The organism is Spirosoma daeguense (assembly GCF_054776875.1).
Genome location: NZ_BAAHBF010000002.1, coordinates 198,406 through 221,174 on the forward strand (window position 1 = coordinate 198,406; position 22,769 = coordinate 221,174).

Genomic DNA, 22,769 nt, shown 5'->3' on the forward strand with positions numbered 1-22,769 from the left:
CCTTTTATGATTCATTCCATACGTAAGCTCCCCAGAACCGGGTTGCTGCTCCTTGCTCTGTTGCTTATTTTACAGCCAGGCTGGGCGCAGTCCATTTTGCTGGCCAGCAACCTGCAGCAGAAAAACCGCACGCTCACCAACGTAGCAACCCGTCAGTTGAAAGATGTACTGACGGAGTTGAAATCGCGCTATAAAGTTGATATCCTTTTTGAAGTACGAGCCGTAGAAGGGGTTTCTGTGAGTGCCGAAACGATTCAACCCCGTGCGAATCTGGAGCAAAACCTATCCACAATACTACGTCCGCTAGGCTTTCGCTACAAAAAAGTAAATGCGAGTTCATACCTCGTTATGAGTACGCGAAAAACCCGAAAATTGACCGGCATAGACGTAGCACCTCTCGAAGCAGAACAAACATTAACTACGTCGTCGGTTGTGTCGGAAAAGGTTGCCGACATAACGCACGTTGTTCTACCGCATACCGAAACGATTGTAGCTGATAAAACAATCAGTGGTTCGGTAAAAGGTGAATCGGGTGAAGCACTACCCGGTGTGAGCGTTGTTGTCAAAAACACGACACGTGGCACCACAACCGACAGCGAAGGTAATTTCAAACTGACCGTTCCTGATGACGCTACTACGTTAGTTTTCTCATTCGTTGGCTACGAGCTTCAGGAAGTTGCTATCGGTAATCGAACAAACCTCACCGTTCAGCTTGCACCCGATCAGAAAACCCTGAACGAAGTGGTCGTAATTGGGTATGGCGTTCAGAAGAAGTCAGATTTAACTGGCTCCGTTGGTACGGTAAAGGCAGAAGTATTGCAGGAAAGACCAGCCGCTTCGCTCAATCAGGGACTGGCTGGACGTATCACGGGCGTTAACGTATCGGTCAATTCGGGCCGCCCCGGCGGACGTTCCAATATCCGTATTCGGGGTAATACGTCTGTGAGCGTAGCGAACAACCCGCTCTATGTGATCGACGGCGTTATTCTGAATGCCAGCGGGTTAACAAATGGTAGTACGCCTATCGACTACATCAATCCAAACGATATTGCGTCTATCGAAGTGTTGAAAGATGCTTCGGCGACGGCTATTTACGGGGCTCGTGGTGCCAACGGCGTTATTCTGGTAACGACCAAACGGGGAAGTCAGACAGGCGGACGCGTTACGTATGATACTGATCTGAGTGTGGGCGTATTACCCAAAAAACTGGAGCTATTGAATTCGAAAGAGTTTTTGCAGGTCGAGGATATTGCCTACCAGAATGCGCAGAAATATGACCCGGTAGGCTGGGCAGGTGGAAAATACAAAGACCCGAAAACCAAACGTACCAACCCATTGCTTTTCGATGCAAACGGCAACCCGCTGTATGATACCGACTGGCAGAACGAAGCCTTTCAGAAAGCCTTCACGCAGAACCACCAATTGTCATTTGCCGGTGGAAATTCGAAAGACAGCTACGGCGTTTATCTGGGTTATCGCAACGAAAACGGACTCGTAAAAGAATCCTGGCTGAAGCGATTTGCTGGGCGGTTCGTATTTGACAGTCAGATCAAAAACTGGTTGAAAGTAGGTGGTAGCCTCAGTTATAATGATCAGAACGAAAATCAGATCGACCCATTGGGTGGTGGAGGAATCATTGCCATGCGTCAGGTACTGGAAGCGTTACCAATTATCCCGGTCAAATATCCCGATGGTCGCTGGGGTGGCAATGAAGATTATCCGGGCATGGAAGGCGGTGGCAACCCCATCAATATTCTGAAAGAACGCCTGAATTATATCAAAACGCAGACCTTGCTGGGTAATATTTACGCCAATATCAATCTGGCCAAAGGGCTGGAGTTACGTACTACCGTTGGTACAAACGTTATTAACCAACGTATTGACCTCTACAGTGGTCGTACACTCAACTACATTTCCCGAAATCAGGGTGGTATTGCCAGTGTCACGAACGAGCGGCATAATTCATGGCAGTTCGAAAACTACCTGACATATAACCGGCAGTTTGGCGAAAAACACTCGCTTACAGGCTTGCTTGGGTTATCGTGGCAACACGTCGACCGCTTTACATCGGTAGCGGCTACGCAGAATTTTCAGGACGATTACTTTCTGTATAATAACCTCGGAGCAGGTTCCAACCCGCAGGCACCGAGTTCGTCGGCCGTTGCCTATGGTTTAAACTCGTATTTCGGCCGGGTCAACTATGGCCTGAAAGATCGCTATCTGTTTACCCTAACCGGACGTATCGACGGTTCGTCGAAGTTTGGTTCGCAAAATCGCTACGCTTTTTTCCCATCAGCGGCTTTTGCGTGGAAGGTTACAGAAGAAGATTTTCTTAAAAACGTACCGGCCATATCGAACCTGAAACTACGTACCAGCTACGGTGTTACGGGCAACTCTGAAATTACGGCCTATCAGGCGTTGGCAGGTCTGGCAAACTATTCAGTGATTTTTGGCGGGGCACGCGCTATCGGAATCGGTACCGGACGACTGGCGAACCCAGATTTGCAATGGGAAAAAACGCATCAGGTTGATGCCGGACTTGAGTTAGGACTCTTTCAGAATCGTGTATCGATTGAAGTTGATTTATATCGAAAACTCACAACCGACATGCTGCTTAGTGCGCCCGTACCGGCCAGCAGTGGTTATGAAACGGTTTCGCGCAACGTAGGAAGTATGGAAAACCGGGGTATTGAATTTGCCCTGAACAGCGTGAATGTGAACTCGAATGGCTTCTCCTGGAATACTACGTTCAACGTATCGTTCAACAAAAACAAAGTGATTGCGCTCACGGGCGGTTCTGATATTTTCGTCGGATCGACCGTAGTACGCGAAGGGCAGCCCGTTGGCTCATTCTTCGGATTTGTTCATCAGGGAACTTGGAGTATGGCCGAAGAATCGACAGCGGCTAAGTATCTGAAAAAGCCGGGCGATGTGAAATATCAGGATGTTAACGGGGATGGCGTAGTGAATGACAACGACCGGGTTATTATCGGGAGAGGTATTCCGACGACGTTTGGTACGTTCCTTAATACGTTCAAATATAAAAACCTTGACCTGACGGTTGATCTTCAGTTTATGACGGGCAACGACGTACTGTATCGTAGTGAGCACTCGGCCGAAGATCGGCAGGGTATTGCCAACAGTTTTAAAACGGTATTGAACGCCTGGACTCCTGAAAATCAGAACACGCCTATTGCTCAACTACGTCCTGTATCGGCGGGATACAATACCAACGAAGATACGCATCGGGTAAAAGACGGATCGTTTCTGCGCGGACGTAACCTGTTACTGGCATACACGTTCCCTTCAACAACGGTTGAGAAGTTACGTCTGAATCGGCTACGGGTTTATGCATCGGTGCAGAACTTCTTCCTAAGCACAAAATATCCCGGTTATGACCCCGAAGTGTCGACCACCGGAAACGCCTTCGATCAGGGTGTTGCTTTATACGATTATCCGAAACCACGGGTATTTATGGTTGGTCTGAACATTGGCCTCTAACCCGATAAATCACTACGTATCATGACCAACTATCTCAAAAACCTTACAAAATGGACACTCTGCACTACGTTGCTGCTGAGCGGTGCCAGTTGTTCTAATTTTCTGGAAGAAGGTGACCCTTCCAATTTTACGGTCGAGAATTATTTCACCAAGCCCGAACATGCCACCAGTGCTGTCAACTCCATCTACGATAATTTAAAAACGACCACGGGTGGTGGTTTTAACGGCGCGCCCTGGATGATGCTTGAGTTTGCTACGGGATTGGCCAACACCGAGTTAGGACAAGCGGTAAACAGTATTTTCGTTCGAAATCTTACCAACAATTCCGACAACACCTATGGCCGCACGTATTGGGTAAGTTGCTATAAAGGTATTGGTAACGCGAATCTGGCGATTGCGAAAATTCCGGGTATTACGATGGATGCGACGGCCAAAAACAAATCGCTGGGCGAGGCTCGTTTTCTTCGGGCCTGGTACTACTACAATCTGGTCCGGATTTTCGGGAAAGTACCTTTAGTTACTGAGCCAGTTGGTCTTACGTCCGAAAATCTTTATGCAGAACAGGCAACCGAAGAAGCGGTTTACAACCTGATTGTAGCTGATTTGCTGGAAGCCGAAAAATCGGGGTTGCCCTATCTCGACAAAACTGGGCGCGTGTCTCTGGGGGCTATTAAATCGTTGTTGGCCGATGTATATATGACTATGGCGGGTTATCCATTGCAGAAAGGCGCTGAGTATTTCAAAAAAGCCGCCGAGAAAGCAAACGAAGTCATTACGTCGAATCAGTACAGTCTGTTTACTACGTATGATGATCTGCACGATCCGAGCAAAAAGAATACTGGCGAAAATATCTTCATGGTGCAGTTTCTGGCCAATATTCAGCCCTCTGGCTGGCAAACGTCTATCATTCCCTACAATCAGGGTATTTCGGCTTATTCTGACCAGACAGGTGCCATTTTCGCGAATAAAGAGTTTGTCGAATCGTATGAAAAAGGCGATAAACGAGCTGAAGAAAAGCAATTTTACTACCGCACTTATACGTTGAAGGACAATCGTTCAAGAACAATCGATTTGGGCGGCTACTACATTTATAAGCATTTCGACATCGCTGCACAACTGACAACCACCAGCAGCGATTTGAACTGGCCGTTGCTACGTTACGCCGACGTATTGCTTATTTATGCCGAGGCTGCCAATGAAGTGTCGGGTCCTTCGGCAGATGCTTATGAAGCGGTTAACAAAATCAGACGCCGGGCTAACCTGCCGAATCTGACAGGACTCACCAAAGACCAGCTTCGCGAAGCTGTCTGGAAAGAGCGCTGGTATGAGCTAAGTTTCGAAAATATTACGTGGTTCGACATGGTCCGGCTTCGGAAAGCGTTTAACGTGACAACCAAGGCTTTCGATAACTACGTTGGTCATAAGTTTTCGTACGGCCCTATCCTGAAAGAGCGGGAATTACTCTTCCCAATTCCGACTTCCGAGATTAGAAATAACAACAAACTGAAACAGAATCCGGGCTACTAAGCCTGTTTATCAATCACTCAGCCCGAACTATGTAATTTCGGGCTGAGTGATTTAGTACGTTCCTGCTAGGTAAAACAGATAAAAGAGCGTACTAGAAATAACTTCCCGATACGTATCACTTAGCTTAATTGGGTCGAAATTAAATTACGACAAATACCATTATTTTAGCTCATTTATCCGATTTTTTAGCCAAAAACAGCTAAACGGAAAAGGGATGGGTATATTCAGACGAAAATCGTCTTGTCACTACATGCTATTGTTCCTGCTCAATTTATTGGCATTTGATACGTTTGAACAGTGGCATAAAATTCAAAATTACTAGTACATGAAAACCAAACGCAGAGCTTTTTTACAACAGACTTCGGGCTTATTAGGCTTGTCGGGCCTGTTGGGACTGGGTCAAAACGAAGCCCTCGCTCGTCATCTGGAAGCGCTTTCCAGCAAAGCCGATAAGCCGTATGTTGTGTTTGTAACGGGCGACCATGAGTACAGTGGAGAATTGACCTTGCCTTTGATTGCCGCAGAGTTGGAAAAAAGTTACGGTATGCGGACGAAAGTTCTGAAATCAGTACCCGACTACAACGGTGAAAAAGATATTCCCGGACTAGAAGTTCTTAAAGAGGCCGATCTGGCGGTGTTTTACCTTCGCTGGCGGCTACTCCCTCAGGAACAACTGGATTATATTGACGCATACCTGAAATCGGGCAAGCCTGTCGTTGGTTTTCGGACTACTACCCACGCCTTTAATTTCCCCGATGGTGATCCGCGCAAACGTTGGAATTCGTTTGGGGAATTTGCCTTTGGTAGCCCTCCGGGATGGGGTGGTGCAGCAAAACACACGCACTACGGCCATAAAAGTACTACCGACGTAACGATTATTCCCGAAGCGGCTAAAAATCCGATTCTAACGGGCGTATCACCATCTTTCCACGTAGCGTCCTGGCTTTATCGGGTCAAACCCGATTATCCGGCTCAGGGTGCGGTGCCACTATTAATGGGTAAATCGGTCAATCCTGACAAAGACGCGATTGAAAATCCGGTGGCCTGGACATGGCAGAATCAGTGGGGCGGAAAGGCGTTTATGACCACAATGGGGCACCCTGAAGATTTTCAGGTTGAGTCGTTTCAGCATCTTGTCATCAACAGCATTCACTGGGCGTTAGGGAAATCCATACCCAAGAAGTGGAAAGGCAAAATCGATATTAACGTACCATACGGACATCCTAAATAATCCTGATCATCAATATGAATAAATTAAGGCTTATCAGCATTGCTGGTTCGCTGTGCGCCGTTGTGCTGGCCTTTTTTGCATTTAGTGCTTTTCAGGCAGGACCGCCATCGCTTAGCGTCAAAAAAGGTTCACACATTGTTTTGCTTGGGAACAATCTGGGTTCCCGGATGATGAATTTTGGTACGTTCGAGACCGAAATGCAGGTACGTTATCCTGCCGATTCGCTGTTCATTCGGAACATGTGCGACGGTGGTGATACCCCCGGATTTCGGCCACATGCGTCCCGATTTACGCCGTGGGCATTTCCGGGTGCTGAGAAATTTCAGACCGAATACGCTACGCCCTCTGCCAGTGAAGGCCATTTCGATACGCCCGACCAATGGCTAACCCGGCTAAAAACGGACATTATCGTGGCGTTTTTTGGCTATAACGAATCATTTCAGGGGAAAGAAGGGCTGGAAAACTACAAGGCTGAACTCGACGCCTTTATAAAATGGACGCTGAAACAGCAATATAACGGTACGTCGGCTCCACAACTGGCCATTGTTTCGCCCATCGCATTCGAAGATTTGTCGGCCAAGTTCGATTTACCGAATGGGAAGAAAGAGAATGAGAATCTGGCTTTGTACACGAAAGCCATGCAGGAAGTTTCGGCACAGAATAACGTATTGTTTGTTGATGCTTTTACCCCTTCGAAACAGTGGTATGCTGAAAGCCAGGCTGATTTAACTATCGATGGATCGCAACTCAACGAAGAAGGCTATAAAAAGCTGGGGCTTTTGCTGACCGATCAGGTTTTTGGCAAAACGGCCGCTAAAGCTGAAGCCAATCGGCAACTGGTGCATGATGCCGTGATGGAAAAAAACTGGATGTGGCACAACGATTTCAAAATTCCGAATGGGGTACACGTATACGGTCGGCGTTACAATCCGTTTGGCCCCGACAATTATCCGGCTGAAATTGAGAAAATCCGGCAGATGACCGACATCCGCGACCGGGCGGTTTGGCTGGCGGCTTCGAAAGGGGAGAAAATGGACGTAGCATCTGCCGACGAAAAAACAAAGGTATTGCCCACTGTAAAAACCAATTTCAATCCAGAGAAAAACGGCAGTCTTACCTATCTGTCCGGGCAGGATGCGTTAAGCAAACTCAAAGTTCCGGCGGGCTATAAAATCGAGTTGTTTGCCGATGAACAGCAGTTCCCAAATCTGGCGAAACCGATGCAAATGTCGTTCGATAACAAAGGACGATTATGGGTGGCGGTTATGCCCAGCTATCCGCACTATAAACCCGGTGATGCTAAACCGAATGACAAAATTCTGATTTACGAAGACACAAACAACGATGGTAAAGCCGATAAAGAAACGGTTTTTGCCGATAAACTGCACCTGCCGCTAGGTTTCGAAATTGCAAAAGAAGGCGTCTACGTATCGCAGGGAACCAATCTGAAGCTGTTTAGCGATACCAACGGCGACGATAAAGCTGACAAAGTTGAAATCCTGCTGAGCGGCTTTGATGACCATGACACGCACCACAACAGCCACGCGTTTACGGTTGACCCATCGGGTGCTATTTATTCGGGAGAAGGTGTTTTTCTGCACACCAACGTAGAGACGTCTTACGGGCCGGTTCGGGCTACAAATGGCGGATTCTACCGTTACGCTCCACAACTAAAAAAACTGGAACGTACTGCACAACTTTCCATTCCAAATCCGTGGGGTATTGCCTTCGATGATTGGGGACAGCCGTTTTTTGCCGAAACATCGAGCCCCGATGTACGCTGGATGATGCCCGGAAGTGTGTTGCCACGTTACGGCGAGTACACGCATAAATCGGTTCAACTCATTGAAGATGCGCATCGTGTGCGACCAACTTCGGGTCTGGAATTTGTGTCCAGCCGACATTTTCCCGATGAGATACAAGGCGATTTGCTGATCAACAACACCATTGGGTTTCTGGGAATGAAAGAGCATACGTTGGTCGATGATGGTACTGGCTATAAAAGCAAGCACCGGGCTGATCTGGTAGTAAGCGAAGACCGTAACTTCCGCCCCGTCGACATGGAATTTGCTCCCGATGGCTCGTTGTATCTTATTGACTGGCATAACATTTTGATTGGTCACATGCAGCACAACGCCCGCGATCCGCTACGTGACCACTCGCACGGACGTGTCTATCGCATTACGTATCCGGCACGCCCGCTCGTGAAGCCAGCTAAAATAGATGGTGCAACCATTGATGAATTGCTGGATAATCTGAAATTGCCAGAGTACCGAACTCGTTACCGTACCCGTCGTGAGTTACGTGGTCGGGATGCAGGTCAGGTATTGGCTAAAATAGGTCCCTGGGTTGCTAAACTCGACAAAAACGACCCTCGTTATGAGCACCATATGCTGGAAGCACTTTGGGTGAGTTGGGGGTTGGATAAGGTAGATCAGAAACTGCTACGTCAGGTTTTGAAAGCCAAAGATTACCATGCCCGTGCGGCAGCCGTTCAGGTAGTACGTTATACGGGGCATCAGGTAGCCGATCAGGCCGACTTATTAATGCAGTCCGCTCGTGACGATAACAGCCGGGTTCGACTGGATGCAATTGTGGCTGCTTCTTGGATCGGTAAAGAAAAAGGATTGCCGATTCTGGCCGAAGCCGCAAAAAAGCCAATGGACGACTGGATGATACACGCTCATGAAACTGCCGTAGCGCACTTAAATGGCAGAGGTGTTCAGAAGAAAAAGGAAATTACCGTTACGTCGGATCTGAAAGGGGCAGAACTTGCTTTGTATACAGCGGGGCGGCAGATTTACGCGAAAGAAGGCTATTGCATCACCTGCCATCAGGCCGACGGGAAAGGGCTTGAAGCATCTGGTTTTCCGCCGTTAACAGGTACAAATTGGGTAACAGGCAGCGAAGAACGATTGATCAAACTAGCTCTGAAAGGCTTGCTCGGGCCTATTGACGTAGCGGGTAAAAAATATCCCGGCCAAGTACCTATGACGCCCTTTGGTGGATTGCTGAAAGATGACGAACTGGCGGCTGTATTAACTTATGTTCGAAATTCGTTCGGAAATAAAGCGTCGGCCATCTTACCGGAGCAAGTGAAAAAAGTAAGAGCAGCTACGTCTAAAAAGGTGGATTTTTATTCGCCCAACCAATTACTTAAAGAACATCCTATGGAGAAATGAATAATGGATAATGCAAAACGAAGAATGAAAAGCGGACCCTAAGCAACTATCATTATTCATTTTACATTATCCATTATTCATTGCTACAATCCGTTTACCTTTATTTTTTGTTTTATGTCTTTACAAAACGTTTCTCCGGTTGGGTTTAATCTATTGGCATGGTCGGCCCCGATTTCGGAAAAAATGAACCCAATTGCCGAACGGCTAAAACAGATTGGTTACGATGGCATTGAGTGTTTTATTGATAATCAGGACGTAGCAGCCTATAGCCAGTTCGGCAAGCATTTAGATCAGTTAGGACTTCAACGTACTACGGTTATGGTGGTTGGTCCAGACGAAAATCCCGCCAGCGAATCGGCAACAATTCGGGCCCAAGCCGTCGATTTTCTAAAAGGCGCCATTGATCGGGCACATGCTATGGGCGCAACTGTAATCTGTGGCCCAATGCACTCGGCTTTTGCTACGTTCAGCCGACGCGAGCCACAGGCCGACGAGTACACACGTAGTGCCGAAGTCCTGCACGCTGCCGGAGAATACGCGAAACAGGCAAACATCATTCTGACGCCTGAAGCGTTAAATCGCTTCGAGTGCTATCTCTGCAATACGATGGAACAATTGGCACACCTGATTCGTCTCACCGATCATTCCAACGTAAGAGCCATGTTCGATACGCATCATGCTAACATGGAAGAAAAGCGATTCCCGGATGCGATACGTACCATTGCACCTTTGCTGGCGCACGTACACATCAGCGAAAACGATCGGGGAACGCCCGGAGATGGCCATATCCCATGGGATGATACGTTCAAAACCCTGGCCGAATTGAACTATACTGGTTGGATGACCATCGAAGCTTTCACCCGAAACGACATCGATTTTGCGAACTCTATCAACGTCTGGCGAGAATATAATGACCCCTGGGATATTGCCGAAAATGGCCTCAAATTTATCAAGGCCATGCAGGCCAAATATGCAAAATAGATACGATTTATAGGTAACGTAACGTTCTGTTGCCATCAAATACGTTGATAAGAGAATAGCTCGTTTCTCATAACACAAATCAGTCTACTTCATTTCTGCCAATTTATTGGTAAGGATGAAGTAGACTGATTTGTGTTTATGGAGAGTGCAAGACTGCTACTAGCTATTTTTTGCCTATGTAAATGCGATAAAACTAACTTTGCCTAAATATTTGTGTCCAGAAACGGTACTAAGTGTAATAAAAATTGCGAAATTGTTAGAAATAGATTCAAATAGTGGTATATGTTCGCAATAGAGAGAACAGATGCGATTTAGCTGTTATTTTGTGTAGTGTTCCATTACATACGCGCCAAGTATGATAGAACTCAATGTATAAAAATCTATGAAAATGCTGTCAGCCCTTACTGGTCTTTTATTTGTAATCTGTTGCTCACCCAGAGAAAACTTTCGTCCGGCACCAGAAGCTTTTTTTTCTTGGACTAATGCTGGAGATGGGAGTATTCAGTTTAAAAGTGAATCGACAGAAGCAGATAGTTATGCCTGGAATTTTGGCGATGGCTCGGCGATAAGCAATGAGCAAAGTCCTAAACATTCCTTTACGTCGAATTCAACGCATTCGGTAACACTTACCGTTACGAACCCAACCGCCAGCGATAAAACCACACAGGAAGTCGACGTAGCAACTATAAAGCCAAGCATTGATTTTATATGGTCAGACACGAATGGTCAGGTAAAATTTACCAACGTTTCTAAAAATGCGGAATCGTACATCTGGGATTTTGGCAATGGAAAAACGTCTTTGGAAGCGAACCCGGAGGTTCGTTACACAAAAGCAGGAAGTTATCTGGTTAAACTGACAGCCAAAGGCAAAGGCGGTGAAAACATGAAATCAATTAACGTGAATGTTCCCACGGTGGTTTTAGAACTTGCCGACGTAGTCGATGATCCATCACTAGTAAATTACTTGCCGGGCGTCTGGGGCTCATATGTTAAAGGCGAAGGGGCAAAATTTGATAACTATACATACCGATTCTTTCCAAAAAGTAATACGTTAACGTATCAGAATTACTATCACCCATATATCTATCCTAGTTCCGATTTTCAAACCGTAAAGCTGGACTATAAATACAGCATCGTCGATAAAACAATTTATGTAGAAGATGCTTCTGGCAAGCAGTCGAAACATGCTCGTATCCAGATTGTTTCTGACGATGAGATGCGAGTTTTCAGGATCATTGAAACCAGTACGGCGTATAACGAACTTTCTCCAATTATTTTTACCCGAACGAGCGATGTTGAAAGAACAGCTAATTCCGTTGTGAAGTCTCAGTCAATACTTTCAATTTTAAATGGCATTTGGGATCAGGGCGATTATTCTACCTACAAAGATGTATTTTTTGATTTTTCGACCGGAGCGAATTATTACACCTACAATTACTCGATTTTAGATACGAAAAATGTTCAGAAGCGGGAGTTTAAAATAGATGCTAATAACGTAATGAGCTATCGCAACTGGAGTACGGATGTGGACCCCGCCTGGAAGAAATACAAGATAGAGATTGAGTCGAATACCAGATTAAAGCTTTATGTAATTGATGCAAATGGCAGTGTGAACAAGACTCCTGATTACACCTTAACGAAACGGAATTAATAGTAATTTATATCGATTCCATAGAAAAGCGCTCTATTTTAGTTGATACTGATTTTTATGTAAGTTTTGCCCGGCCAAAGCTATTTTATTAGTTTGATCGAGATTCTGGGTAATCATCAGGTCAGATGTAGAAATTGGAAACACGGCTCCCAATAATAAACTGGAAATTAACAAAGGCGTAGCGAGCTAGTCTGGCTTGCGTTTTGCCAATCTAGGCAGTAGCTCTCCGGCTACGTTGTTGAGCAAAAGCAAATTTCTCTAGTCACAAGAATGGCGACGTAGTACTGGCGAGTGTGAACGGCTGCCCGTAAATCCGTAGGCGAAAGCATGTGATATCGGAAATGCTCGTTTTTACAAAGTACTCAGAACGATGCCGTGATTATTAGCACCAACGTAGCACGGACGCCATAGGCTACAAGCTGTTTGTAGAAGAAAAGATTCTCACTGAAAAAGTGAAGTTAGCTTTTAAAAACACCTCAAACTGAAGCGACTACGTCTTCGCCGATAGTATCAATTGAAAGCGAGAAATACATACAGACTCACAAGTATTTACCCGGTAATCTATCCGCAGATGACGTTGTAAAACAGGGGGTAACGTAGCAAAAATGGATGCCAAATTATTGGAGAAAATTGATGAATTGCCCCTTTATATTATTCGGCAGGACAAAGATAGTTAGCAACAAAAAGTAGTAAATCAACAGCAAAAACGTACTGACCAACAATTACAGAATGAGATCGAAAATCTAAAGCTGTTGTTTAAACAACTTCTCGAAAAGAAGTAAATTTTACCCTTATTTGTTTATTCCCAAATCTTTATAGCTGATGAAAATCACAAGCATTATTTTGTAAATATTCTCAATAATCGTAACGGAAACAGCCTGTTGAGTGCAACTTTACGGAAGTCTAGAAGTTTGTTCTGGTTTATTGGATATTTATTAAAAGGCGGCTAATTAAAGCTGAAAACTCTGGATCAGGCACAAATAAACTTTACTTATTAGTGGATGAACAGACGTAAAAGAAAATATTAACTCTTTAGTTTGCTATGTCTATTATATTTGTGTGGACGAAATAAGATAACATAAATAAATTCTCAGATGAAAGCTAAACAAATTCGATTCTTTTCGCCAGAAGAGAATAGCGAAGAGAAAAAAAAAGAGCAAAAAAGCGCAACTAAAGCAGCTCCTGTTACTGGGTATATTTCTACCGGAGGTAAGCTTGTATTTCCTGACAAATCGGCTGCACAATTGGGCTTCGATCCTGAAAGCAATCGCTATAAAGTGGGCACTCAGGATGGAAAGCGTAAGATAAAATCATTATATCTGGTGCCTGACTCTAGCGATCAGGGAGAAACATTTGAGTTAGTGAAAGCGGCAAAAAGCCATGCCATCTCATTGCCATTCATTTTACAGAAAGGTGGTATCGACTATGCAAACGTAAAATATAGTTTTACTGTTAAGTCTTTCGAATATGATAATGGAGTTACTGGTTATGAACTTAAATTATCAGACAACAGTCCAAAACCGGAGTATACAGGAAAGCCACGAGGCCGTAAACGCCAAAATCCTGTTGCAGAATAAACAGTAGTATTTATTTAGCATTAAGTACCTGTAAAATAGCGAATCGACTGGTTCGCTATTTTAATTTTAGTGATTTATAATGAGTTACATCTACTATTATAACCTGAAATTTTACACATAAAATCGTAAATCAAATACGAGATAAGTAGATCATTAATTAATAATATAACTTAAGACATCAGTTACAAAGCTGATAATTCGAAAATATCCGAAGGAATATTTATTCATGTTTTTAGTATAAAAAAACATAGTTTGTGGCCATCATATTTACAATTATGACCCGAAACCAATTAGACGATCTTATTTCTTTAGGCGAAAATAATCGACTGGAATTTAAACGGCAGTTGTCTTCTGCATACCGAATTGCTCGCACATTGGCAGCGTTTGCTAATTCAACTGGTGGTACGTTACTTATTGGCATTGCCGATGATGGACGTATTGTGGGCGTACCCGCTGAGTTTCGCGAAATTAGTAAATTGGAAGAGGCAACAGAACGGCTTATTGAACCGAGTCTGACAATAAGTTATAAAACATTGGCGCCAGATGGGCGATTGGTGCTAATTGTGAACGTAGCAGAAAGTGATGAAAAACCGCACTACGTACTTGACGAAACGGGCAAGCGTATACTATATGTTAGAGCCAAAGACAAATCGGTACCTACAACAAATTTGATCCAGAAAGCAGATCAGGGAAGTAATGATTTGTTAAAAACGAACGCTGTGCGGACTCTGATTCAGTACTTACGCAAAAATGATGACATTACAGCTCCCCGCTTTGCCAAACTGGTCAATATCTCCGACTACAGGGCGGGAAGACTTCTTAAGCAACTTGCTGGTCAGGGATTATTGATTATGATCGACAAACCTCGGCCAGTTCGCTACGCGTTACAAATGGCCACATAGTCACAAAATGAGGAAATATGTCTTGAAAATCGGCTATCCTTACGAACTTTGTGATTACTATGACAATTCAGCAACCCATCAATAAGGAGACGATTACCACTTTTTTCATGGATCTTCAGGATCGAATCTGTCAGGAACTGACACAAGCTGATGGTACCGGAAGCTTTCAGGAAGATTTATGGGAACGGCCGGGTGGGGGGGGAGGTCGCTCTCGGGTTATGTCTGGGGGAACAGTTATTGAAAAGGGGGGAGTTGGCTTTTCGGCTGTTCATGGCGAAGCCACTGAAGCTACACTACGTGTGCTGAATCTGACAGAACCCGCTCAGTTTTATGCAACTGGCGTATCGATTGTTCTACATCCGAATAATCCAATGGTGCCCATTATTCATATGAATGTTCGCTATTTTGAAATGAGTAGCGGACATAGCTGGTTTGGTGGAGGTATCGATTTGACGCCACACTACGTAGATGTTGACGATGCCCGTTGGTTTCATGCTTATCTGAAGTCTGTTTGTGATCGTCATCAGGGAGCTTACTATGCAAAATTTAAAGCCTGGGCCGACGACTATTTTTATATACCTCATCGGCAGGAAACAAGGGGCGTAGGCGGCATTTTTTTTGATTACCTACGGCCAACCGATGATGCCCACAAGGCAGCCTTGTTTTCGTTCGTTCAGGATGTGGGCAATGCATTTGCGCCAATTTATACGCATTTCATGCAGAAAAACCACTCCATGCCGTATGGAGACGCCGAGAAAAACTGGCAATTGCTACGTCGGGGACGTTACGTAGAGTTTAACCTCGTCTGGGATCGGGGAACGCGCTTTGGGTTAGAGACCAACGGACGTACCGAGTCGATCTTGATGAGTATGCCACCACAGGCAAACTGGATATACAATACAAGTCCATCGGTAGGTAGCCGAGAGGAGAAAACACTTGAATCTCTACAGAAAGGAATAAACTGGCTGGTAGAGGAAGCGGCTAGCTAGAGTGATTGGAAATTTTTTCCGTTAGCTCAACCAGATTCCAGGCGTGCGTTTGCAGGTAATAAAGTTGCCCCCGATCCACCACAAGCGGGCTCTGGAAATTATTTGTATATAACTGCCCTGTACCTAAGCCTTGTGGTAATGCGTACTTATGGTTAGCGGTGTATTGCGCAATGGTGTTTAAGCCAATATTTGATTCAAGAGCTGATGTAATCCACCACCCGATATTCAGCCGCCCTGCAATTTCAATCCATTCATCGCAATGGTGTAAACCACCCAGCAATGTTGGCTTTAGAATAATAAATTGAGGCTGAATTTTTTTCAGAAGCCGGAATTTGTGTACGTACTCCATCTGGCCGATCAGTTCTTCATCAAGTGCTATCGGTAAAGGAGAATGCTGACAAAGATCGGCCATTAGCTCAGGCTGACCAGCGCGTATGGGTTGTTCAATCGAGTGCAGATTGTAAGTAGCCAGCCGTTCGAGTTTGGCCATTGCTTCATCTGACCGAAAGGCACCATTGGCATCAACCCGTAAGCTAATCTGATCAGCCGTGAATTGCTCACGAATCATCGCTAACAGATCGCACTCCTGCTCGAAATCGAGGGCACCTATCTTCAGTTTTATCGTTGTAAAGCCAGATTGTAGTTTTTCCTCAATCTGCTGCCGCATAAAAGCTGGACTTCCCATCCAGATCAGACCGTTGATAGGAATCGGACGATTACCATCTGTGAATTCGGAAGGATACAGAATACGTTTTCCGCCCGCCAAAAAGTCAAGCATGGCCGATTCGAAGCCAAATAAAATACTGGGAAATTGATGACTGATTAGCTGAGTTAATACAATCGGAAGATTCCAGTGAAACAATTCGAGGTCAAGCTCGTTGAATTCCTGACAATATTGACCTAAGCGCTCCTCAAAATCAGGCCGATCATCGTAACTAAGACCGGGTAACGGGCTGCACTCGCCATAACCTATTACGTCTGGTTGGGTATCATCACGCAACCGCAAAATGTAGCAGGTTTTTTCGGTAAGGATACCACGTGACGTACCCGCTTCGAAGCGAAAATGCAACGTGTGTTTCAGGTAGTCGATGTGCAAACTCATTGGGTCAATAGATCAGGGCGGGTATTCCAAGCCTTAAAAGTACTACTTTTGGTTACTCATTAAAGGCAATGTTACGAAATTATTAGTGAAGTATTTGGTGATAAAGTGGCTATTACTCCCGTTCAGTTGGCTTTATGGTTGGGTGACGGATATTCGTAATTCGTTATATAACAGTCAGTTAATGACGTCTTTTCGCCCGGTTATACCTACAATTTGTGTTGGTAACCTCACTGTTGGCGGAACAGGAAAAACACCGATGGTCGAATTTTTGATTAAACGGTCGTTTATGGTCGAAGTTGGCAAAGCTAATCATACAGTTACATTAAGTCGTGGTTATGGTCGGAAGACTCGTGGCTTTCGAATCGCAACAGCTATTGACACTGCAGCCACCCTCGGCGATGAACCGCTTCAATTATATCGCAAGTTTGGCCAACGTATACAAGTCTGTGTTGGGGAGCGTCGAGCAGAGGCTATTCAGCGTATTCAGCAACAGTTTCCTGAAACAACTCAAATCCTGCTCGATGATGCCTTTCAGCATCGGGCTGTGCAGGCGCATCTGAACGTGTTGTTGATGGATTATAACCGGCCTTTCTATGAGGATTATCCATTTCCGACTGGCCGACTTCGTGAACAACGTAGCGGAGCACGTAGAGCCGATGTGCTTGTTGTTACAAAGTGCCCAATTAACCTTTGGGCGACAGAACAGCAACGTATCGTGTCAAAAATACGACCATATACACAAACCGATACGCCTGTATTTTTCGCTGGTCTACGATACGATACGCCTGTGGCATTCTCCACAAAGCAAGCTGATACGTCGCTTCAGCGGGTAGTACTGGTTTCTGGCTTAGCCCAACCTGAACCGCTGGAACAATACGTCCGCCAAACGTATCAGTTAACGCAGCATCATCGGTTTGCCGACCATTACGCCTATACGCGAACCGACCTTAACAAATTGCTGGCCGATATAAGGCCCGGAATTGCCTTGCTGACTACTGAAAAAGATTGGGTAAAACTGGATACGTTGCTGACCGCTGAGGAGCGAAATTCATTGCCTTTATATTATTTGCCGGTAGCGATGCAGTTTTTGGATCAGCAGGAAACAACGTTCAATAAATTCTTAAACGATCGGGGGTTTCTTGCGTCGGGTTTCCCGAAGTAGGGAAATGATGAATAAAATAATCCCTGATGTTAAAATCCCAAAGCGGAACCAATGCGGCCCTAATTGCCCAATTATGACAACTAGTCCCAAACTTATCAGCACTGTGGCTATAATTCGAGTGGTTCGTATACGCATAAGCCAGTTTACGTAAGTAGTTGCTTACATCATATTCTGTAAACGAATCCCAAAAAGATTGGTTAGGCCAATTGACTATTGAAATTCAGATTGATTAGCAAAAGGGTGCTTAGACGGAATTGATATTGATAAGTAACGGATCTTGAAAAAATATTTTTAAAGTAAAACTAAACGTAGCACGAAACCCGTTAAAAATCCTTAAGCGAATAGACGTAGTATGTTGGGTGTGCGGGGTTTTGGCGTACTTTTGACCTGATGAAGCAGTGTTTTTTTGTCTTTATATTGAGTGCTTTGCTGGCTGCAACAGGCTGGGCGCAACAGCTTCCGGGTGGCTTTCCGGGTGGCTTTGGCGGACGACAGGCTCAACCCGGCTCATTTTCGGCTAACAGCAATAGCAACAGTAACGGTATTGATGATTCGACGAAGGTAATCTACGGGCCGAAATCGACCCGTTACATGCTTGAAGATGATATTTTCAATAACCATAAAAAACTCTACACGCTCGACACCACCATGGACGACGTACACCGGTTTACGTACGTTCAGCGGAGTCAGAATCTGTATCAGGATTTAGGGTCGCTTGGAACACCCATGCGTTCTGTATTTCTTCCAGTTCCTCAGCAATTGGGCGCACAGTCGGGCTATTCGGTGTTCTCGCCCTACGCATTCCAGACCATGGATGTAAAGTATTTCGATACCAAATCGCCATTTACCGATATGTATCTGGCGCTTGGTGGTAACGATCAGAACATTCTGCGGTTCGACATGGCGCAGAATATTACGCCCCGCTGGAATGCCGGATTTAATGTTCAACGGTTCACGGCTCAGAAACAGTTTGGCACCAGCGGTTCAAACGATCCGTTTAAATTTCTGGCGCAAAACTGGAGCGTTTTATTACATACGAACTACCGCTCGAAAAACGATAAATATACCTTGCTGGCGCACTACGTCAACATGAATCACAGTGTCGATGAGCAGGGTGGCGTTTTGCCCGGTCAGACTGTCGATAATTCACCAATTATCTATAATTATACGGGCGATCCTCGTTTGCGAAGTGGCGGCTCTTCTATCCACGGGCCACATGGCTGGGACATTCGCAACAACTGGCACGTATATCATCAGTACGTTCTGGAAAAAGGGTTTCAGTTGTATCATCGGTTTGATTACCAGACCCAAAAAAACTTTTATCGGGACGATACGCTTGCATTAAACCGATTTGCTGTTACTCCCACAAACGATACGTTGATTTTTTACCCAATAATTCAGGGTGATACGTCGCGGCTGGAGCAGCGTGCCCGCTTTCGGGTGCTTGAGAATCAGTTTGGCCTGAAAGGAATTGCTCAGTTTAAAGGAGCTTCTTTTAACTATCGGGCGTATCTGCGTATTCGAAATTATCGCCAACAAACGAGATATAATCTAACGCGAACAAACTATAATGAATATGAAACGCCCCGAACCGAAACATTTGTGGGAGGTTGGTTGGGTTATTATTTTCCCGATAGCTTGTCAAGATTGACGGCGGAGGCTGAAATTGGAGCGAGAGGAAGTTATCGGCTTCAGGGGCAACTCGAAAGTAAATTCCTGACGGCGGGTGGCTCTATTATGGCTATAGAGCCAACGCTGTTGCAGGAACGTTTTCAGAGCAATGCTTACTTCTGGCCCGATGCCAGTAAAGGACTTCCACCGTTGACACTACGTAATTATTACCATGCTTATGGTAAGTTGAATATTGGCTCCAAACGATTCCGTATTCAGCCCGGTCTGGACTATTATCTGGTAAAAAACTTTGTGTATTTCGACTCATTGGGTGTAGTACGTCAGGAGAAAGCTCCATTGAGTATTTTCAGAACGGGTTTGGGATACCATTTGCAACTGGGTAAATTTCTGATTGCAGGGCAAGGGTATTATTCTGTTCAGTCGGGTCCGGATGTGCTACGTCAACCTCCGTTCTTCATGAATACGCGTATACAGTTTGAATTTTTATACGCCAAGGTTTTGTATATCCAGACGGGAATCGATCTGCATTATAAATCAGCGTATTATGCTGATGCCTATATGCCGCTCACACAGCAGTTCCATTTGCAGAATAGACAGAAGGTTGAGGGTTACGTATTGGCTGATCTTTATGCCAATCTGCGCGTGAACCGGACGCGCTTGTTTGTTAAACTGACGCATGCCAATCAGGGATTATTACAGCCCGGTTATTTCATTGGCCCTGATTACCTTCAACTACGTAGAGGATTTGCTTTTGGTGTTGACTGGTATCTGTTCGATTAATAGTTTAATACGAGAAATTTATCTCAACTTGTCGATCACTGATGCTTTTACCCAAAAAATATCGCCATCACGGGAAAAGAAAAGATATTTCCCGTCACTTGTTACAAAAGGACAAAACTCATACCCATCGGTATTTATTACATTGCCCATATTTTTAGCGGGTTGCCACTGACCAGCTTTGTTTTTGAAGCTGATAAATAAATCGCCTTTCCCAAAACCATCCGGGCGTTCGGCACAGAAGATTACAAATTGCTCATCCGGCGATACAAACACGTCTGCTTCGTAATGGTCTGAATTAATGCTATTGGGTAATTTCTTAGAAGGCTGGAAGCTGCCTTTTACGTACTTAGAAGCCCGGATGTCGTAATTCTTATCCGTAGTGGTGTTGGTGCCACCATTCGATGAAAAGTACATTGTGCCGTCCTTCGTAAAAGACATATAATATTCGTTTTTGTCGGAGTTGATGCCGGGGCCAGCATTAATCGGCTTATCAGACCAACCGTTTTTTGTCCGTTCGATATACCAGATATCAAAATCCTTCTTTTGCCCTTTCCCGTCGGTTACGCGATCTGAGATAAAATATAATCGTTTCTGGTCGGGCGACAGAAACGGATCGTTATACTCGTATTGATCGCTGCCAATCACCATTTTGGGAGCTGTCCAGCCATTTTTTTCAAAGCGTATCCATCGAATCTGAGGTTTTTTATTGATGATGACGGCATAGTAGAATTCCCTTTCGTCTTTAGAAAAAACAGAGCCATATTCATAATGATCGCTCAACGAAACCAAGCCTGGAGCAAATACGCTGGGGACTAATCCCGGTAGTTTCTGATTCAGAAAGGGGGAACTCGTTTGTAAGGATGGCTGGGCCAGTAACGTACACGCAGAAATTGATAGCAGCGTAATTGCAATACATAAACCGTTCATAAAGACTCTGGGATTTAGGGTAACAGGCCAGAAATGTATGAATTTTACGTATCAGTTCTCAATAAGTAGTACTTTCAACCTTTACGGATTGCTAATTCAATGTAAATGCCTGCCTGAGCCAAGATTGATTCCTATGCAAAGCAATAGGGGCAACTGTAACTCAAACAGGCACTAAATACGTATACTTTTGACCTAGCTATTGCCAGCCGCCACCCAGAGAGCGATAGACATCGACCATCGCACCAAGTCGTTGCCGTTTGATATCAGCCAAGGTGAGTTCAGCTTGGAGGGCGTTGGTTTGAGCGGTAATTACTTCCAGATACGTAGCCATACCACTTTTAAATAATAGTTTGGCGTTATTGATGGCTCCCTGTACGGTTTTTACCCGCAGCATAGCGATACGTTCCTGCTCCTGTAATTTTTCACTACGTGCCAACGCGTTCGATACGTCGGTAACGGCTGTGTTCAGACTCTGGTAAAATTGAATCTGGGCCGCGTCGCGCTGAATCTCAGCCACTTCGAGTTGCGTTTTGAGCTGGCGACGCTGAAAAATCGGTTGCACCAGACCAGCCGCCAGATTATAAAACAACGAATTGGGTAATGCAAACCAGTTGCCAGCCTGAAACGAATTCAATCCGCCAGCGCCTGTTATCGTTAGGGTAGGGTACAGATTGGCCTCTGCAACGCCAGCTCGTGCATTGGCAACAACAAGCCCCAATTCACTAGCTCTTACGTCGGGCCGATTAGCGAGCAGTTGAGCCGGTACACCTGTAAGCAACGTATCAGCCATCGGGTACGTAGTAAGCCGATTACCGCGTGCTACGTACCCGGGCCAGTCGCCCAGCAGTTGACGGAGGCTATTTTGTTCGATAATCAGCGCCTGTTCGAGTTGTGAACGTAGCAAATCGGCGGTTTGCCGTTGCGTTTCGGCCTGTTGTACGGCAAGTTCGGTTACGTCGCCAGCCTGTTTTTGCAATCGTACTAATCGAACAATGCTATCGCCAAGCGCCAGATTGCGTTTCGCTACGTCCAGTTGAGCATCCAGAAGCAATACGTTGAAATAGCCCGTTGCTACGTTGGCAACCAGATTCGTCCGAACGGCTTTCGCGGCTTCGTGCGATTGTAAAAATTGAGCCAGCGTAGCTTCATTTTGCCGACGGATTCGCCCCCAGATATCGGCTTCCCAAGTCAGGCCGAGGTTAGCCGAGAAATCTTCCAGATGCCGCGTACCGATGAAATTTTCGAGACTCAACCCGTTCAGGCTGTTGCGCGAAGGTGTAACCGTGGAGGCCGCAATCTGGGCGTTAACAGCCGGTAGGAGGGCGTAACGTGCCTGACGAACATAGGCCTGATTTTCTTCCAGCCGCTTGATTGCTACCCGTAAATCAAAATTATTGGTGAGCGCACTGCCGATCAGATTCTGCAACTCGTTGTCCCGAAAAAACTGTTTCCAGGGCACTTTGGCTACGCTGAACGTATCGGATTGAGATTGTTGCCCATATTGTTCGGGCAATTGTGTCGTTGGTCGCTGGTAATTCTGGCCCACTTTACAGGCTGAGAAAACCGACGCAACGGCAAAAATGATAAGCGGAAGGCGATACGATGAAAAAAACGTTCGCAGCATG

At 45.3% G+C, this 22,769-nt stretch carries 14 protein-coding genes; 11 read left to right on the forward strand and 3 right to left on the reverse strand.

Annotated elements, in window-relative coordinates:
* Positions 1–6 precede the first annotated feature (6 nt).
* The 9 genes from ACYVD4_RS05755 to hemF all read left to right on the forward strand — a co-directional run bounded on the left by ACYVD4_RS05755 (position 7) and on the right by hemF (position 15,541).
* On the forward strand, positions 7–3,501 hold the full coding sequence (locus tag ACYVD4_RS05755) for a SusC/RagA family TonB-linked outer membrane protein (RefSeq protein WP_460943330.1): 3,495 nt from the start codon (positions 7–9) through the stop codon (positions 3,499–3,501).
* Between the two features lie 21 nt (positions 3,502–3,522).
* Complete coding sequence (locus tag ACYVD4_RS05760; protein ID WP_460943332.1) at positions 3,523–5,028, forward strand: RagB/SusD family nutrient uptake outer membrane protein; 1,506 nt, start codon at positions 3,523–3,525, stop codon at positions 5,026–5,028.
* 325 nt (positions 5,029–5,353) lie between these two features.
* On the forward strand, positions 5,354–6,259 hold the full coding sequence (locus ACYVD4_RS05765; protein ID WP_460943334.1) for a ThuA domain-containing protein: 906 nt from the start codon (positions 5,354–5,356) through the stop codon (positions 6,257–6,259).
* 14 nt (positions 6,260–6,273) lie between these two features.
* Positions 6,274–9,441 carry a PVC-type heme-binding CxxCH protein gene (locus tag ACYVD4_RS05770; protein ID WP_460943336.1) on the forward strand — a complete coding sequence of 1,056 codons (3,168 nt, stop codon included), beginning with the start codon at positions 6,274–6,276 and terminating at the stop codon, positions 9,439–9,441.
* A 114-nt stretch (positions 9,442–9,555) separates the two neighbouring features.
* Positions 9,556–10,422, forward strand: coding sequence for a sugar phosphate isomerase/epimerase family protein (locus ACYVD4_RS05775; RefSeq protein WP_460943338.1), 867 nt, complete (start codon positions 9,556–9,558; stop codon positions 10,420–10,422).
* A 382-nt stretch (positions 10,423–10,804) separates the two neighbouring features.
* Positions 10,805–12,073 (forward strand): PKD domain-containing protein, encoded by a 1,269-nt coding sequence (locus ACYVD4_RS05780; RefSeq protein ID WP_460943340.1) that lies wholly within the window; start codon positions 10,805–10,807, stop codon positions 12,071–12,073.
* Between the two features lie 1,094 nt (positions 12,074–13,167).
* Entirely contained in the window at positions 13,168–13,650 is a 483-nt protein-coding gene (locus ACYVD4_RS05785) for a hypothetical protein (protein WP_460943342.1), read from the forward strand.
* A gap of 275 nt (positions 13,651–13,925) precedes the next feature.
* Positions 13,926–14,552: an AlbA family DNA-binding domain-containing protein gene (locus ACYVD4_RS05790; RefSeq protein WP_460943343.1), complete on the forward strand. Its 627-nt coding sequence runs from the start codon at positions 13,926–13,928 to the stop codon at positions 14,550–14,552.
* Between the two features lie 59 nt (positions 14,553–14,611).
* Positions 14,612–15,541, forward strand: coding sequence for an oxygen-dependent coproporphyrinogen oxidase (gene hemF, locus ACYVD4_RS05795; protein WP_460943345.1), 930 nt, complete (start codon positions 14,612–14,614; stop codon positions 15,539–15,541).
* Here hemF and ACYVD4_RS05800 read toward each other — a convergent pair.
* Positions 15,534–16,643, reverse strand: a complete 1,110-nt coding sequence (locus ACYVD4_RS05800; RefSeq protein ID WP_460943347.1) for an o-succinylbenzoate synthase — start codon at positions 16,641–16,643, stop codon at positions 15,534–15,536. The genes hemF and ACYVD4_RS05800 overlap by 8 nt on opposite strands.
* A gap of 97 nt (positions 16,644–16,740) precedes the next feature.
* Between ACYVD4_RS05800 and lpxK the strand changes: the two genes are divergently transcribed.
* Positions 16,741–17,805: a tetraacyldisaccharide 4'-kinase gene (gene lpxK, locus ACYVD4_RS05805; RefSeq protein WP_460943349.1), complete on the forward strand. Its 1,065-nt coding sequence runs from the start codon at positions 16,741–16,743 to the stop codon at positions 17,803–17,805.
* Between the two features lie 390 nt (positions 17,806–18,195).
* Positions 18,196–20,217 carry a putative porin gene (locus ACYVD4_RS05810; protein WP_460943351.1) on the forward strand — a complete coding sequence of 674 codons (2,022 nt, stop codon included), beginning with the start codon at positions 18,196–18,198 and terminating at the stop codon, positions 20,215–20,217.
* A gap of 18 nt (positions 20,218–20,235) precedes the next feature.
* Here the strand turns inward: ACYVD4_RS05810 and ACYVD4_RS05815 are convergent, their stop codons facing one another.
* A complete protein-coding gene (locus ACYVD4_RS05815; protein WP_460943353.1) occupies positions 20,236–21,144 on the reverse strand; it encodes a hypothetical protein in 909 nt (302 codons plus the stop codon).
* A gap of 196 nt (positions 21,145–21,340) precedes the next feature.
* Entirely contained in the window at positions 21,341–22,768 is a 1,428-nt protein-coding gene (locus ACYVD4_RS05820; protein WP_460943356.1) for an efflux transporter outer membrane subunit, read from the reverse strand.
* Position 22,769: the final 1 nt, after the last annotated feature.

Excerpts from the sequence above, each read along its gene's own strand:
- ACYVD4_RS05755 (WP_460943330.1), top strand. The coding sequence starts at position 7 with ATGATTCATTCCATACGTAAGCTCCCCAGAACCGGGTTGCTGCTCCTT.
- ACYVD4_RS05760 (WP_460943332.1), top strand. The coding sequence starts at position 3,523 with ATGACCAACTATCTCAAAAACCTTACAAAATGGACACTCTGCACTACG.
- ACYVD4_RS05765 (WP_460943334.1), top strand. The coding sequence starts at position 5,354 with ATGAAAACCAAACGCAGAGCTTTTTTACAACAGACTTCGGGCTTATTA.
- ACYVD4_RS05770 (WP_460943336.1), top strand. The coding sequence starts at position 6,274 with ATGAATAAATTAAGGCTTATCAGCATTGCTGGTTCGCTGTGCGCCGTT.
- ACYVD4_RS05775 (WP_460943338.1), top strand. The coding sequence starts at position 9,556 with ATGTCTTTACAAAACGTTTCTCCGGTTGGGTTTAATCTATTGGCATGG.
- ACYVD4_RS05780 (WP_460943340.1), top strand. The coding sequence starts at position 10,805 with ATGAAAATGCTGTCAGCCCTTACTGGTCTTTTATTTGTAATCTGTTGC.
- ACYVD4_RS05785 (WP_460943342.1), top strand. The coding sequence starts at position 13,168 with ATGAAAGCTAAACAAATTCGATTCTTTTCGCCAGAAGAGAATAGCGAA.
- ACYVD4_RS05790 (WP_460943343.1), top strand. The coding sequence starts at position 13,926 with ATGACCCGAAACCAATTAGACGATCTTATTTCTTTAGGCGAAAATAAT.
- hemF (WP_460943345.1), top strand. The coding sequence starts at position 14,612 with ATGACAATTCAGCAACCCATCAATAAGGAGACGATTACCACTTTTTTC.
- ACYVD4_RS05800 (WP_460943347.1), bottom strand. The coding sequence starts at position 16,643 with ATGAGTTTGCACATCGACTACCTGAAACACACGTTGCATTTTCGCTTC.
- ACYVD4_RS05810 (WP_460943351.1), top strand. The coding sequence starts at position 18,196 with ATGAAGCAGTGTTTTTTTGTCTTTATATTGAGTGCTTTGCTGGCTGCA.
- ACYVD4_RS05815 (WP_460943353.1), bottom strand. The coding sequence starts at position 21,144 with ATGAACGGTTTATGTATTGCAATTACGCTGCTATCAATTTCTGCGTGT.
- ACYVD4_RS05820 (WP_460943356.1), bottom strand. The coding sequence starts at position 22,768 with ATGCTGCGAACGTTTTTTTCATCGTATCGCCTTCCGCTTATCATTTTT.